The sequence below is a fragment of the Cognatishimia sp. SS12 genome, assembly GCF_028369055.1.
In the GTDB taxonomy this organism is placed as follows: domain Bacteria; phylum Pseudomonadota; class Alphaproteobacteria; order Rhodobacterales; family Rhodobacteraceae; genus Cognatishimia.
The window spans coordinates 313,024-326,675 of sequence record NZ_JAQNCZ010000004.1 but is presented as its reverse complement, the minus strand read 5'-3'; the positions used below and the strand labels follow the sequence as shown (position 1 = coordinate 326,675).

The window sequence follows — 13,652 nt, the reverse complement described above, 5'->3', positions numbered from 1 at the left end:
TGTCGCTGATTTTGAGACATGAATTCTTATTTTGGAGATTGAACATGAAAGCCATCTTTCTCGCAGGAGTCCTTGCCATGACCACAGCTGTCTCAGCCTCTGCTGAACTGATCAAAGTCCCAACAGATAAAACCGTAAGCGCCGCGCTGGATGCGCTCGAAGGCGCGCTGGCCAATGCGGGCGCGACCGTCTTTGCGCGTATTGACCACGCTGCTGGCGCTGCCAAGGTGGATATGTCGATCAACGACGCGCAGGTTCTGATTTTCGGCAACCCGGCCTTAGGTACGCCTGCGATGCAGGCTGATCTGCGCGCGGGTCTGTATTTGCCATTAAGAGCTTTGGCCTATCAGGATGCAGAGGGGCAGGTCTGGATCACTTATGAGGACCCCGCTGATACCTTTGCCGGCTTGAACATCCCTGCAGACGCGCCGTTTGTTGCCAAGATGCAGGGCGCTTTGGGCAAGCTGACCGCCGCAGCGGCCAACTAAAGTCACAGCTGCGCGTTTAGGCGCGCAGCACTTTCAGTGCCTCGGCCAAGTCAATCGCGCCATCATAGAGCGCGCGGCCCGAAATCGCCCCGTTCAGGTTGGCACCGCAGGATTTCAACGCGCGCAGATCATCCAAGGACGACACCCCGCCTGATGCAATAACCGGGATTGAAACCGCATTGGCCAGGTCCGCGGTTGAGGCGACATTTGGCCCCTTCATCGCGCCGTCGCGCAGAATGTCGGTATAGATGATCGCGGCAACGCCCGCGTCCTCAAAGGATTTGGCGAGGTCCGTCACCATCACGTCAGTCTCTTCGGCCCAGCCCTTGGTGGCCACCTTGCCGTTGCGTGCGTCAATGCCCACGGCCACCTTGCCGGGGAATTCGCGCGCCGCCTCGCGCACAAGATCAGGGTTTTCTACGGCGACCGTGCCCAGGATCACCCGCGCTAGACCTTTGTCAATCCAACGCTCGATGGTGCCCATGTCGCGAATGCCGCCGCCCAGCTGTGCGGGAACTTTGGTTTGCTTCAAAATTTCTTCGACCGGGGCGGCGTTCACCGGCTCACCCGCAAAGGCACCATTCAGATCCACCAGATGCAGCCACTCGCAGCCGGCTTTGACAAACTCCAGCGCCTGGGCGGCCGGGTTGTCGTTAAAGACGGTGGTCTTGTCCATATCTCCATGCAGCAGGCGGACGGCCTGACCGTCTTTCAGATCAATGGCAGGGTACAGGATCATGGCGCGGTTCCTTTGGAGCGGTATTTTCCGCTCCTTTGGCATGCCTGTGCTGAAATTGCAATGTGACCCCAAGTCAATCTTGCCTTGCCCGGCGCGCCGCGACGAAGCTCTGCAAAACGTAGGAGAGAGGGAGGAAGATCATGAAATGGACCGGACTGGTATTTGCGCTTGGGCTGGCAACAGCGGCGCAGGCGGAAGAGGCGACAGGCCTCTGGCAGACCGAAGCAGGCGAAAGCGGCGGTTATCTGCATGTCGAAATCGCGCCCTGTGGTACGGCGCTCTGCGGGGTGATCGCCAAGGCTTTTGCCGCGGGTGGCAGCGCATCCCAAGGGTATGAACATCTTGGCAAGAAAATGCTTTGGGATATGCAGCCAGAAGGCGCTGGCAAATATGGCAGCGGCAAAATCTGGGCCCCGGACAAAAACAAAACCTACAAGTCCAAGATGCGCCTAGAGGGCAACGTGTTGACGGTCAAAGGCTGCGTTGCGGGCGGCGCGATCTGTCGCGGGCAGAACTGGACGCGGGTTAAGTAAACAGCCCGATCTGCACCGGAATGACGGCATAGCCGCTTTTGAGTTTGAGCGTTTTGAGGCGTTCAAGCTCGGCCACAGCCAAATCGGCGGCAGGCAGGTAGTCGCGTTGCACCTGCCGCGCCCCATCAATCACACCCCATTCGCGCATCAGGCAATATTCGCCAAACAGCGTCGGCGTGACGCGCAAAGCGTAATAGCGCTTTTGTCGGCGCGCGTGATTGAATTTTTCAAGGCGGATATGCACGTGGCCCAACCGAATTGTTCAGTTGGGCCGATATGCCGATCACGGCCCGTGCCGTCTATGGGGCAATCACACCCGCACGCAAGAAGCGGGCAAGCGTTACCGATGGGGCACAGGTGATTATACTGCGCCGGTATATTCGCCGCGCGCGGGATAGTTGTTGGCAATTGCGAAATCCAGCGCCCCGACCAGCTCTTTGAAGTGCGGGCGGACAAAGGGCATGGTCTGAACCGCGCCATAGTAAAGCGTTTGTTCAGGTGTCACCATAAAGAGGCCCGGTTCGCTGAAAAGGGCGGGCTCTTCGATGCCGATTGACGTTTTGCCGCGTGAGGTCGAGATGTAAAGACCCCAATCGCGCGCTTCGCTCAGTGGCAGATCATAGGCAAAACGCAGGTTCTCGGCACCGATCTTTTCGGCCATCGCGGCGGCGCGTTCTTCGCCGTCAGAGCTGACAGCAATGCAAGTCACGCCGCGCTCTTCAAAGTCTTTGACCAGCTTTTCAAACTCTTTCAAGTAATTGGCACAGATCGGGCAATGCAGGCCACGGTAAAAGCAGATCACGGTGCCGCGTTCGCTGTTTTCCTGCGCAAGATCAAAGGTGCCGCCGCCAACGAGGGGCAAGGTAAGTCCGGGGGTTTTTTGACGGGGAGTCAGCATGATGTGGTCCTTTAGAGTTTGGTAAGTTTCCGTTGAATCTGTTTATGGCACAGGTTAAAGTCAATTAATTCCGATTAATCTTGCAGAAATGCCGAAATCAGCCATGGATCGCATCACCACCTTTTTGCACCGGTTTCACCGGCAAGTGTCATTGGCCCCAGCAGAAGACGCAGATTTGCTGATCACGGCCGATGTTGCCGGCGCGCCGCGGTGCATTTTGTTTTTCCCACGCGGGCAGGGCAACGGCGCGCCTGTCAGCGATGCGGTTCTCTGGAGCGCGCGGGTGGAATGGGCGGCAGAGAGCAACCCCATGTGTCAGGCGCTGCCGGATGTGGTGCGGTTTGACCTGGCCGAAGATGCCGAGGCGCAGGCTTTGATCGGCGTTCTTTTGACCGAACACACTGAACCGCGCTGCGGCGGCGGCTGGGTGCAGACGCGCCTTGGCGACGTCTTGTTAGTGCGGCTGTTGCGCGATCAGATTCAACGTGGCTCTGCGGAGCCTGGGTTGATCTCGGGCCTGTCCGATCCCCGGCTCAGCCGCGCTATTGTTGCGATGCATGATCATCCTGGCCAGAACTGGAGCAGCGGGGACCTGGCGGCCGAAGCTGGCCTGTCCTCCTCGCGGTTTAATGAACTCTTTGCGGCGCAACTGGGCGAAACGCCGATGCAGTATTTGCGGCGCTGGCGGCTGGTGCTGGCCCGGCAAGATCTGGAAGCGGGCGCGCGGGTGGATTCTGTGGCGCGGCGTTATGCCTATGCCTCGCCCGAGGCGTTTTCACGCGCATTCAAAAAGGCCTATGACGTGTCGCCAATCGCGCTGCGCTCTGTTGCGGTCTGAACCGCGCCGCAGGCCTACGGGCGCCAGTTCAGAAAGTTGCCAATCATCTGCAGGCCAATCTTTTGGCTTTTTTCCGGGTGGAATTGCATCCCAACCATTGTGTCGCGCCCGATGATGGCCGTGATGTCCCCGGCGTAATCCACATGCGCCAAGCGTTCGGCTGGGTTGGAAACCTGAAAATGATAGCTGTGCACGAAATAGACGTGCTGGCCATTCTCAACCCCGTCAAGAATGGCATGGGGTGTGTCGATGATCAGATCGTTCCAGCCCATGTGCGGCACCTTAAGGGACGCATCAACCGGCGTGATCGGAACGACGTCGCCTTTCACCCAATTCAGCCCGGCTGTGGCCTGGTATTCGTGCCCCGTGGTGGCCATCAGCTGCATGCCAACACAAATGCCTAGAAAGGGCCGCCCCTTGTCTTCGACAGCTTCGACCATGGCGTCGTAAATGCCCTTGTGGCCGCGCAATTCGGCGGCGCAGGCCGGAAACGCGCCATCCCCCGGCAGCACCAGGCGATCTGCTTTGGCCACGACTTCAGCGTCGGATGTCACCACAACCTCGCCCGCGTCCAACTCGCGCGCCATGCGTTGAAACGCCTTTTCTGCGCTGTGCAGATTGCCGCTTTCATAGTCGATGATCGCTGTCAGCATGGGGGCCTCATTGGTTGATGCCCTCAAGTGAAACGATTTCCCGCTCGGGTCAAGGGGCAGGGCGGTTTCCGATACGATTGAGGAGATCCATGACCGCTTCAAATGGGCCGTCTTGGCCGTGCGGCGGGCCGAATTCGCCAGACACATAGAGCAGCGTGAAGCCGTGAATCAGCGACCAGACCTGCGCTTCGATCACGCGCTTGTCGTCATGGTCCCCGACAAAAGGCGCGCAGACCTCCCGCAGGATCAGATAGGCATGGGCCTCTTCTTTGCCTGCGCCCGGCACGTAGGAGGCAAGCCCTGCGCCGCCGAAGATCACCGCGAGTAACCCGCCGTGATCAAGGCCAAATTGCATATATCCCCGGCAAAGGTTTTTCAGTCGCGCCTGCGCGGACTGCTCCCCCTCGTCAACGGCGGTCTGCAAGTAACTGGAAAATATGCCAAATGCCTCAACCGCGATAGCGGATTTCAATCCGGGTAGCCCGTCAAAATGATGCGCGGGTGCCGCGTGTGATACGCCGGCGCGGGCCGCGCATTTGCGCAGAGAAAGCGCGTCAATGCCGCCCTCTTCCAGCAGCGCCAGCCCGGCCGTCACCAGCGCTTCTTTCAGATTTCCATGGTGATGTTTGGTCTTGGTCATGATCTCAGATTTAAAGATTTGCTTGACAGCGTCAAGTTGATTTGATCTTTACGGCGTCAAGTTAACTTTACGGCGTCAAGATTGCCTCGAAAGGAGAGACCCATGCCGAACTTTACTGCCCGCCGGTTGCTGCCGCGGTCCCTGCCGCTCTTGTGGTTTTTGTCGATTGCCATTGCGCTTGGGTCATTCCGCTTTCTGGTCGCGGATATGGCGCTGGTGATGCCGGATATGGTGCATCACGCGCTGGCGCAGCCCTGGTCGCTGTATCTGCATATCGCGGTTGCGCCGCTGCTACTGCTTTTGTTGCCCCTGCAGTTCAACGCCAAGCTGCGCCAGCAGCGCCCGGTGCTGCATCGTTGGGCCGGGCGGCTTTATGCGCTTTTGATCCTGGTGTCGGGCAGTGCCGCGCTGGCGCTTGCGCCGCAGGTCAGCGCGGGGCCAGTTGCTGGTCTCGGCTTTGGCCTGTTGGCCCTTGTCTGGATTGCGGTAACAGCGGTCGCCGTTTGGCAAGCCATGCAAGGCCGCATTGCCGCGCATCGGCGCTGGATGATCCGCTCTGCCGCGCTGACCCTTGCGGCTGTATCCTTGCGCGTTTTTCTATTGCTCGGGGTGCCGATCTTTGGCTTTGAAGCCACTTATGTTGCGGTCTCTTGGCTCTCTTGGGTCGGAAACCTGCTGATTGCCGAATGGCTGCTGCACCGCCAGCGCCTGCCGCTGGGCACAAAAAAGCCCGCTTGACGCGGGCTTTGATCAACTTAGGCAAAGGCGTCAGAGCGCGCCTTTGGTCGAGGGGATATCCTCGGCCTTGCGCGGATCGGTCTCTACAGCCGTGCGCAGGGCGCGGGCCACGGCTTTGAAGGCGGCCTCCACAATGTGGTGGCTGTTAAAGCCGTGCAACTGGTCAATGTGCAGCGTGATGCCGCCATGGGTCGCAAAGGCGGTGAAGAATTCGCGCACGAGTTCGGTGTCAAAGTTGCCGATTTTCTGCGTCGGCAGATCGACATTCCACACCAGAAACGGACGCGCCGACAGATCAAGCGCGGCACGCACCTGCGCATCATCCATTGGCAGGTGACATTCGCCATAGCGGTTGATGCCGCGTTTGTCGCCAAGCGCCTGCACCAGCGCCTGACCCAGCGCAATGCCTGTATCTTCGACCGTGTGGTGATCATCAATGTGATAATCGCCCTTGGCACGGATGGTGAAATCAATCAGCGAATGGCGCGACAGCTGATCCAGCATGTGGTCAAAGAACCCAACGCCGGTCTGGTTGTCATAGGTGCCTGTGCCGTCGAGGTTGATCTCAACGGTGATCTCGGTTTCCGCAGTCTTGCGGCTGACGCTGCCTGTGCGCATGGGCCCATCCTTTGTGCTTGTGCCGCGCCGTTATAGGCGGGTGGGGGGCAGAGGGGAAGCAGCGGAACCTCAAATTTCTTGGGGTGTGGTTGTTCAGCAGAACGTCTGATGGCGCTAAACGCCAAAGGAGGGGATATTGCATCATCTGGCTTTCTAATTCCTGTTGACCTTCCGCCTGCTGGAAGCTCTAGAAAACCCGAAGCGCGGGAGGACTCATGAAACGCAGAACCTATGTAACCCTTTCAATACTCGGGCTGATTGCCGGCAGTATCGGTCTTTATTCTGAGGCCCTGGTCGCGCCTGCATTGGCAGGGCATGAATTGATGGGGCGGGAGATCGCCAAAGGCAAAGCGCTCTATGATGAAAACTGCGCTGCCTGCCATGGTGCCAACCTAGAAGGTCAGAAAAACTGGCAGACCCGCGATGAAAATGGCGTTGCGCCAGCGCCGCCGCATGATGAAACCGGACATACTTGGCATCACGACAACCAGCTTCTGTTCGACTATACGAAGCTGGGTGGTAAATTGTTGCTAGAATCTCGGGGGATCGCGGACTTTAAAAGCGGCATGCCGGGATTTCAGGATGTCCTAAGCGATGAAGATATCTGGGATACACTGGGATACATCCGTTCCACTTGGCCCAAACGGGTGCAAGAGGTACAGGACGCGCGAAATCCTCCGCACGAATAATCGATCACGGGCGACCGAAGTATTGGAGAGGTGCTTGGAAACCGGACACATTTTGGAGCGGGCGAGGCGATTCGAACGCCCGACCCTAACCTTGGCAAGGTTATGCTCTACCCCTGAGCTACGCCCGCGCTCTCAAAATGTCGTCTGAACTGATGGAGCGGGCGAGGCGATTCGAACGCCCGACCCTAACCTTGGCAAGGTTATGCTCTACCCCTGAGCTACGCCCGCATACCGTCAGTTCTGTCACTCTCTGGAGCGGGCGAGGCGATTCGAACGCCCGACCCTAACCTTGGCAAGGTTATGCTCTACCCCTGAGCTACGCCCGCACCGTTGAGTGAGGCGTGAAATATAAACTCTGCCCCGCGCCCGCAAGAGGAAAATCACTGTCGTCGGAAAAAAAGTCATTTGCCGCGCGACGGAAATGCGCCTGCGCGCCGTATCGCTTTCATGAGGTCATTGGAAAACAGATCACATGCGGTGGCTGCGCTGCTGTTGTGCCTTTTGCCGCTTTTTGGCGGCCCGGCGCGGGCGCATGATGGGCATGGCGCAGCGCAGGTGATCGCAGATGCCGGGGCGGTTGCCCAAAGCGCGAGGACGCTGAGGTTTTCCGTGACTCTCACCAACCGCGGCGACACCCCGCTGACGCTGATTGACCTGCATGTGGCGGGGGCAGAGGTCACGCTTGCGCTGCCGGTCTCATTGCCGGGCGCCGGGCAGATGACCTTGCCTGTCAGCGTGACGTTCACAGCGCCGCCGCCGGGCATATTCACCGCTGTTCTGGATTTCGGAGCGGACGGGCAGGGGCCGCTTTTGGTGATGCCATAGCCTTAAAGTCATGAAAAAAACGAGGAGAGAGACAGTGAGCAGAAAACAGAACATTTTGATGGGCGCGCTGGCCTTGTCGATTGCCGCGGGGCTGATGCTGCCGGTGGATGCGCAGGGTCGCCCGCCAGAGGGACCGCGCCTGCGCCAGCATGTGGCAACAGAGGCGGAGGCGCTGCGGCTGGTCAATGCCACCGTGCGCAAGCGTGGCAATGCCGTTACCATCAAAGTCGTGGGAACCACCCGTGTTGTCACCGCAAATGGCATCCCGGATCATACGGTTGGGCGGTTTCCCAATGCTGGCAACCCGAACCCGATCCGCGCGCAATCTTATCGCTTTCAGATGAGCGCTGCGCCGCAGAGGCGCGGCAGGGCTGATCTGCGGCGCGGCGGATTGTTTGGGGTTGCGGTGAACGGCGTGCCCTTTGATCCCGGTGCTGCGGAATTCTGGCGCGGAAACCCGCGCAGTGGCTGGCAATACGAGGCGCTGGGCGGCGCTGTCAGCCTGGGACTGGACGGTAACTACGGCCATGTGCAACCCACTGGGGCCTATCATTACCACGGCTTGCCCGTGGGGCTGATGCAGGCGCTCGGCTGGCAGTCGGGCAAAGCCTCTCCGCTGATCGGCTATGCGGCGGATGGGTTTCCGATTTACGCGGTGACGGCTGAGCTGAATGGCGAAGTGCGGAAAATGACCAGCTCCTACCGGCTGAAATCCGGCAGCCGCCCGGGTGGCAACGCGCCATCGGGGCGCTATGACGGGGCCTTTGTGCAGGATTATACCTATGTCAAAGGTGCAGGCAATTTGGATGAATGCAACGGAGCCTTTGTGACAACAGCGGAGTATCCGGCGGGAACTTATGCTTATTTCCTGACGGAACGCTTCCCGGTGATCCCGCGTTGTTTGATGGGGCAGGCTGACAGCAGCTTTCGCCATCGACGTTGACATCGCCCGGCGCGTCAGTTGGTGCTAAATCGCCCCAGTCATAACAGTTCGGTGAACTGCGCTTTCTCTGCAAGCGCGAAAGACCTATGCTGGGGCGAACGAAAGGGCGCAAGGAGGCCCGAGATGCTGACAAGACGACATTTTATTTCGACGACAACGGCTTTGTTTTCTGCGCCAATTGCGGGTGCGGTCTGGGCCCAATCCGACGAAACGGCCGCGCCGGCCACCGCCGTGGAAACACCCGAGGTTGCCACCGCGCCTGAGGTTGCGCCGGTGCGTGCCCCGACGTCCAACCCCCGCATGTGGTCAAGCTGGGATGCGCGGGTGACGCCTGCAAACTATGACCCCGCGACCTCAAACCCATGGGGGTTGCACCCCCGTTTCCTGCCACAGCGGGTTGAGGCCAACGACGGGCTTGTGCCGGGCGATATCCACGTCGATGCGGTGGCGCGTTATCTTTACCACATCGCCGAGGACGGCAGCGCAATGCGCTATGGCGTGGCGATTGCCAAGGGCAAACTCTATGAGCCGGGCACCTACACGATTGCACGCAAACGCAAGTGGCCTACCTGGCGCCCGACGGATGCAATGATCAAACGCGAGCCGCAGACCTACGAAAAACACGCCAATGGCATGGATGGCGGCCCGAGCAATCCGCTCGGATCGCGCGCGCTGTACCTTTATGTCGGCAATCGCGACACCTATCTGCGCATCCATGGCACGCCCTCGCCACGCTCCATCGGCGGGCGGGCCAGCTCAGGGTGCGTGCGCATGGTCATGGCACATATCAATGGCCTGTATGATAACGTGGCCGAAGGCTCGACCGCCTTTCTTTACGCCCCGGAATAGCCGGGATCAGCGCGCGCGGTCAGGTCTGCGCGCGCGTGCAAATCGGGCGGCCCTCTTTGTTGCGCAACGGCAATAGCGTGGTTTCCACTGGGCCTACGTGCCGGTACCAATAACAGCCATCTTCTTCACGCAATGTCACGGCCGTCAGATCCTGGCTGGGGTCGGCAATCTCCAACACGCCCTCAGGCAATTCGCGGATAAACCCGCCACTGCTGAGTGTTCCGGTGGTCTGGCAGGCGGCTACGGTTGTCAGAGCGATCAGCAATGCGAATGTTGATTTCACGGTTTGGCCTTTTTGATTGGTCTTTTGCCCATCTGAGCACAGTTCCGCCGCAAGCGCAAAAGCTGATATTGGCGCGCGCACGCGCATGACGCACAGAGGTAAAAAAACCGCAGCCGGGTCGGGCTGCGGTTTGTGTGAGTGGCAGGGCGTGGCGTTTATTCCAGCTCGACCAGCAGGTCTTTTGCGTCAATCTGGCCGCCGGGCGTGATATGCACCGCCTTGACGGTTGCGTCGCGCTCAGCGTGAATGCCGGTCTCCATCTTCATCGCTTCGATGGTGAGCAGCAGATCGCCTTCCTTGACCGCCTGACCGACGCTGACACCCACGCTGGCCACAACACCGGGCATCGGCGCGCCGACATGGTTGGCATTGCCGACCTCGGCCTTGGGCCGCTGCGCGGTGGAGGCCTTGACCAGACGGTTGGGCACGCGGATCACACGCGGCTGACCGTTCAGCTCAAAGAACACTTTGACTTCGCCATCTTCATTGGTCTCGCCAATCGCCTGCAGGCGAATTTCCAGCGTCTTACCAGGGTCGATCTCAGCGGTGATCTCTTCGCCCGGCTCCATGCCGTAAAAGAAGGTGCGGGTCGGCAGAGTGCGCACGGGGCCATACTGGCGGTGACGTCCCATATAGTCCAGGAACACCTTGGGATACATCAGATAGCCATTGAGGTCCTCGTCATCGACCTCAAACCCGTTGAGTTCCGCGGACAATTCGGCTCGTGTTGCCTCCAGATCCACGGGCGGCAGGTGTTTACCCGGGCGCTCGGTATTCGGCGCTTCGCCTTTCAGAACCTTGTCGACGATGCCTTTTGGGAAACCGCCGGGCGGTTGGCCCAGATTGCCGCGCATCATGTCGACGACAGAGTCGGGGAAGGCCACTTCCTTCTTGGGGTTTTCCACATCATCGCGGCTGAGGCCCTGGCTGACCATCATCAGCGCCATGTCGCCCACAACCTTGGAGCTTGGCGTCACTTTCACGATATCGCCGAACATCTGGTTCACGTCGGCATAGGTCTGGGCGACCTCATGCCAGCGCTCTTCGAGCCCCAGTGAACGCGCCTGCGCCTTCAGGTTGGTGAACTGACCACCGGGCATCTCGTGCAGGTAAACCTCAGAGGCCGGGGCTGCGAGGCCGCTTTCAAACGCGGTATATTGCGCGCGCACGCCTTCCCAATATTCGCTGATCTCGCGGATGGCTTTGATATCCAGCCCGGTGTCGCGATCTGTGTTGCGCAGGGCTTCGACGATCGAGCCAAGGCAAGGCTGCGAAGTGCCGCCAGAGAAGGCGTCCATTGCGGCATCCACCGCATCCACGCCCGCATCTGCCGCCGCCAGAATGGTCGCGCCCGCAATGCCTGATGTGTCATGGGTATGGAAGTGGATCGGCAGGCCGGTTTCTTCCTTGAGGGCACGGATCAGAATGCGCGCCGAGGCTGGTTTCAGCAGGCCGGACATATCCTTCAGGCCCAGCACATGCGCCCCTGCTGCTTCCAGCTCTTTGGCCATGCCGACGTAATATTTCACGTCGTATTTGCTGCGGCTTGGGTCCAGCAGATCGCCGGTATAACAGATTGTGCCTTCGCAGACCTTATCCGCTTCGATCACGGCGTCCATTGCAACGCGCATGTTTTCAACCCAGTTCAGGCTGTCAAACACGCGGAAGACATCAATGCCGGATTTCGCGGCCTGCGCCACAAAGCTTTGCACCACATTGTCCGGGTAGTTGGTGTACCCAACCCCGTTTGAGGCGCGCAACAGCATCTGCGTCATCACGTTTGGCATACGTTCGCGCAGATCGCGCAGGCGTTGCCAAGGGCATTCCTGCAAGAAGCGATAGGCCACATCGAATGTCGCGCCCCCCCAGCATTCGACCGAGAACAGCTGTGGCAGGTTGGCGGCATAAGCCGGCGCCACCTTGAGCATATCGATCGAGCGCATGCGCGTGGCCAGCAGAGATTGGTGCCCGTCGCGCATGGTGGTGTCCGTGAGCAGCAGTTGTTTTTGCTGCTTCATCCAGTCGGCCACGGCCTTGGGGCCCTTCTGCTCCAGCAGATTGCGCGTGCCATAGGCTGGCTCGGCTTTCTTGGCGGGGGGCACAGGCAGTTTCAGACCTTCGGCCGGGGCCGGGCGGCCTTCGGTCTCTGGATGACCGTTGACCGAAATGTCAGCGATATAGGTCAGAACCTTGGTGCCGCGGTCACGACGTTTTTTGAAGTCAAACAGCTCTGGCGTCTCGTCGATGAACTTCGTGGTGTAAGAATAATCCAGGAAGGTCGGGTGCTTCAGCAGGTTTTCGACAAAGGCGATGTTGGTGGACACGCCGCGAATACGGAATTCGCGCAGGGCGCGGTCCATGCGGGCGATGGCTTTTTCCGGGGTCTGCGCCCAAGCCGTGACCTTGGTCAGCAGAGAGTCGTAATAGCGGGTGATCACGCCGCCAGAATAGGCGGTGCCGCCATCCAGACGAATGCCCATGCCGGTGGCCGAGCGATAGGCCGTGATGCGGCCGTAATCCGGGATGAAGTTGTTGGTCGGATCTTCGGTGGTCACGCGGGTTTGCAGCGCATGGCCGTTCAGGCGGATATCTTCCTGCGCGGCTTTGCCGGTGGCGTCGGCAATGGTTTTGCCTTCCGCGATCAGGATCTGGGCCTGCACGATGTCGATACCGGTGACTTCTTCGGTGACGGTATGTTCCACCTGCACACGCGGGTTCACTTCGATGAAGTAGAACTTGCCGGTGTTCATATCCATCAAGAATTCAACGGTACCGGCGCATTCATAGTTAACGTGCTTACAGATCTTATAGCCCAGCTCGCAGATCTCTGCGCGCTGTTCTTCGGTCAGGTAGGGGGCTGGCGCACGTTCCACCACTTTTTGGTTGCGGCGCTGCACCGAACAATCGCGTTCATAAAGGTGGTACATGCCGCCGTGTTTGTCGCCCAGAATTTGAACCTCGACGTGGCGCGCCTTGGTGATCATCTTTTCCAGATAACCCTCGCCATTACCAAAGGCGGCTTCGGCCTCGCGGCGACCTTCCAGAACTTTTTCTTCCAGCTCGTCCTCGCCAAAGATCGGGCGCATGCCGCGTCCGCCGCCGCCCCAGGAGGCCTTGAGCATCAGCGGATATCCAACCTCACCCGCTTCTTTCTTGATGGCCGCCATGTCATCGCCGAGCACCTCGGTGGCAGGGATGACGGGTACACCGGCTTCAACCGCGACGCGGCGCGCCGAAGCTTTGTCGCCAAGGGCGCGCATGGTTTCGGCTTTGGGGCCAATAAAGGTGATGCCATTGGCCGCGCAAGCGTCGACAAATTCAGGGTTCTCGGACAGCAGCCCATAGCCGGGGTGGATCGCGTCCGCGCCGGATTCGCGCGCCACTCGGATGATTTCGTCAATGCTGAGATAGGCGGCCACGGGGCCCATGCCCTCGCCAATGCGGTAGGCTTCGTCAGCCTTAAAGCGGTGCAGGCTCAGCTTGTCTTCTTCGGCATAGACAGCAACGGTCTGCTTCCCCATTTCATTGGCTGCGCGCATCACGCGAATGGCGATTTCGCCACGGTTCGCTATCAGAATTTTACGGAAATCTGTCATCAGATCTGGGGCCTTCCTTTGGTCACTGTCCTTGACACAAGCCCTCATGCATTCGGCGTTCACCTTGGATTCGGTGTACCATCGCAAAAAATGAGAAACCTGCTTTCGCGGTGTTGTGTATTATTTCGTACCCTTTTTCATTAAAAAAATTGTGCAGGTGCAGAAAAAATCCGTTTTTTTCGTAAATTTTAGCGCTAACGGCACTTTAAAGGTCAAGTATGTTTACCTTGATGCGTAAATTTCGGTCGGTCTGGTGGATGGATTTCTGCTTTGCTGGAAATTCGCCGGTTCCGCGCAGGACGTGCCGCAGGATTTTTTATCT

At 59.2% G+C, this 13,652-nt stretch carries 16 protein-coding genes and 3 tRNA genes; 8 read left to right on the top strand and 11 right to left on the bottom strand.

Annotated features, from left to right (window positions below; genetic code table 11):
• Positions 1–77: 77 nt before the first annotated feature.
• A complete protein-coding gene (locus N6L24_RS11070) occupies positions 78–488 on the top strand; it encodes a DUF302 domain-containing protein (protein ID WP_271844737.1) in 411 nt (136 codons plus the stop codon).
• Between the two features lie 16 nt (positions 489–504).
• On the opposite strand, the gene hisA is transcribed toward N6L24_RS11070, so the two are convergent.
• Positions 505–1,227 carry a 1-(5-phosphoribosyl)-5-[(5-phosphoribosylamino)methylideneamino]imidazole-4-carboxamide isomerase gene (hisA, locus tag N6L24_RS11065; RefSeq protein ID WP_271844736.1) on the bottom strand — a complete coding sequence of 241 codons (723 nt, stop codon included), beginning with the start codon at positions 1,225–1,227 and terminating at the stop codon, positions 505–507.
• A 140-nt stretch (positions 1,228–1,367) separates the two neighbouring features.
• Here hisA and N6L24_RS11060 point away from each other — a divergent pair, with 140 nt between their 5' ends.
• Positions 1,368–1,760 (top strand): DUF2147 domain-containing protein, encoded by a 393-nt coding sequence (locus N6L24_RS11060; protein ID WP_271844735.1) that lies wholly within the window; start codon positions 1,368–1,370, stop codon positions 1,758–1,760.
• Here N6L24_RS11060 and N6L24_RS11055 read toward each other — a convergent pair.
• Complete coding sequence (locus N6L24_RS11055) at positions 1,753–2,004, bottom strand: WGR domain-containing protein (protein ID WP_271844734.1); 252 nt, start codon at positions 2,002–2,004, stop codon at positions 1,753–1,755. The two genes, N6L24_RS11060 and N6L24_RS11055, sit on opposite strands and share 8 nt — an antisense overlap.
• Positions 2,005–2,121: 117 nt before the next feature.
• Entirely contained in the window at positions 2,122–2,658 is a 537-nt protein-coding gene (locus tag N6L24_RS11050) for a peroxiredoxin-like family protein (RefSeq protein WP_271844733.1), read from the bottom strand.
• 103 nt (positions 2,659–2,761) lie between these two features.
• Here N6L24_RS11050 and N6L24_RS11045 point away from each other — a divergent pair, with 103 nt between their 5' ends.
• Complete coding sequence (locus tag N6L24_RS11045) at positions 2,762–3,496, top strand: helix-turn-helix domain-containing protein (RefSeq protein ID WP_271844732.1); 735 nt, start codon at positions 2,762–2,764, stop codon at positions 3,494–3,496.
• Between the two features lie 14 nt (positions 3,497–3,510).
• On the opposite strand, the gene hisH is transcribed toward N6L24_RS11045, so the two are convergent.
• Both hisH and N6L24_RS11035 read right to left on the bottom strand, forming a co-directional pair.
• Positions 3,511–4,149, bottom strand: coding sequence for an imidazole glycerol phosphate synthase subunit HisH (hisH, locus tag N6L24_RS11040; protein WP_271844731.1), 639 nt, complete (start codon positions 4,147–4,149; stop codon positions 3,511–3,513).
• Positions 4,150–4,198: 49 nt separating this feature from the next.
• Complete coding sequence (locus tag N6L24_RS11035; RefSeq protein WP_271844730.1) at positions 4,199–4,789, bottom strand: TetR/AcrR family transcriptional regulator; 591 nt, start codon at positions 4,787–4,789, stop codon at positions 4,199–4,201.
• A 102-nt stretch (positions 4,790–4,891) separates the two neighbouring features.
• On the opposite strand from N6L24_RS11035, the gene N6L24_RS11030 reads away from it, so the two are divergent.
• Complete coding sequence (locus N6L24_RS11030; protein WP_271844729.1) at positions 4,892–5,527, top strand: DUF2306 domain-containing protein; 636 nt, start codon at positions 4,892–4,894, stop codon at positions 5,525–5,527.
• 30 nt (positions 5,528–5,557) lie between these two features.
• Here N6L24_RS11030 and hisB read toward each other — a convergent pair whose 3' ends face one another.
• A complete protein-coding gene (gene hisB, locus N6L24_RS11025) occupies positions 5,558–6,145 on the bottom strand; it encodes an imidazoleglycerol-phosphate dehydratase HisB (protein WP_271844728.1) in 588 nt (195 codons plus the stop codon).
• Between the two features lie 215 nt (positions 6,146–6,360).
• Here hisB and N6L24_RS11020 point away from each other — a divergent pair, with 215 nt between their 5' ends.
• Complete coding sequence (locus N6L24_RS11020) at positions 6,361–6,834, top strand: c-type cytochrome (RefSeq protein WP_271844727.1); 474 nt, start codon at positions 6,361–6,363, stop codon at positions 6,832–6,834.
• Between the two features lie 53 nt (positions 6,835–6,887).
• Here N6L24_RS11020 and N6L24_RS11015 read toward each other — a convergent pair.
• From N6L24_RS11015 to N6L24_RS11005, 3 genes are all read right to left on the bottom strand, one after another.
• Positions 6,888–6,962 (bottom strand) — tRNA-Gly (locus N6L24_RS11015).
• A 25-nt stretch (positions 6,963–6,987) separates the two neighbouring features.
• Positions 6,988–7,062: transfer RNA gene (locus N6L24_RS11010), tRNA-Gly, on the bottom strand.
• A gap of 23 nt (positions 7,063–7,085) precedes the next feature.
• Positions 7,086–7,160: transfer RNA gene (locus tag N6L24_RS11005), tRNA-Gly, on the bottom strand.
• A gap of 130 nt (positions 7,161–7,290) precedes the next feature.
• Between N6L24_RS11005 and N6L24_RS11000 the strand changes: the two genes are divergently transcribed.
• The 3 genes from N6L24_RS11000 to N6L24_RS10990 all read left to right on the top strand — a co-directional run bounded on the left by N6L24_RS11000 (position 7,291) and on the right by N6L24_RS10990 (position 9,451).
• The gene (locus N6L24_RS11000) at positions 7,291–7,659 is read left to right on the top strand and encodes a hypothetical protein (protein WP_271844726.1); all 369 of its coding nucleotides are present in this window, start codon (positions 7,291–7,293) and stop codon (positions 7,657–7,659) included.
• A 34-nt stretch (positions 7,660–7,693) separates the two neighbouring features.
• Entirely contained in the window at positions 7,694–8,602 is a 909-nt protein-coding gene (locus N6L24_RS10995; RefSeq protein WP_271844725.1) for a YHYH protein, read from the top strand.
• Positions 8,603–8,725: 123 nt separating this feature from the next.
• Positions 8,726–9,451: a L,D-transpeptidase gene (locus N6L24_RS10990; protein ID WP_271844724.1), complete on the top strand. Its 726-nt coding sequence runs from the start codon at positions 8,726–8,728 to the stop codon at positions 9,449–9,451.
• 19 nt (positions 9,452–9,470) lie between these two features.
• Here N6L24_RS10990 and N6L24_RS10985 read toward each other — a convergent pair whose 3' ends face one another.
• On the bottom strand, positions 9,471–9,734 hold the full coding sequence (locus tag N6L24_RS10985; RefSeq protein ID WP_271844723.1) for a hypothetical protein: 264 nt from the start codon (positions 9,732–9,734) through the stop codon (positions 9,471–9,473).
• A gap of 155 nt (positions 9,735–9,889) precedes the next feature.
• Positions 9,890–13,330, bottom strand: a complete 3,441-nt coding sequence (locus N6L24_RS10980; RefSeq protein WP_271844722.1) for a pyruvate carboxylase — start codon at positions 13,328–13,330, stop codon at positions 9,890–9,892.
• Positions 13,331–13,652 lie beyond the last annotated feature (322 nt).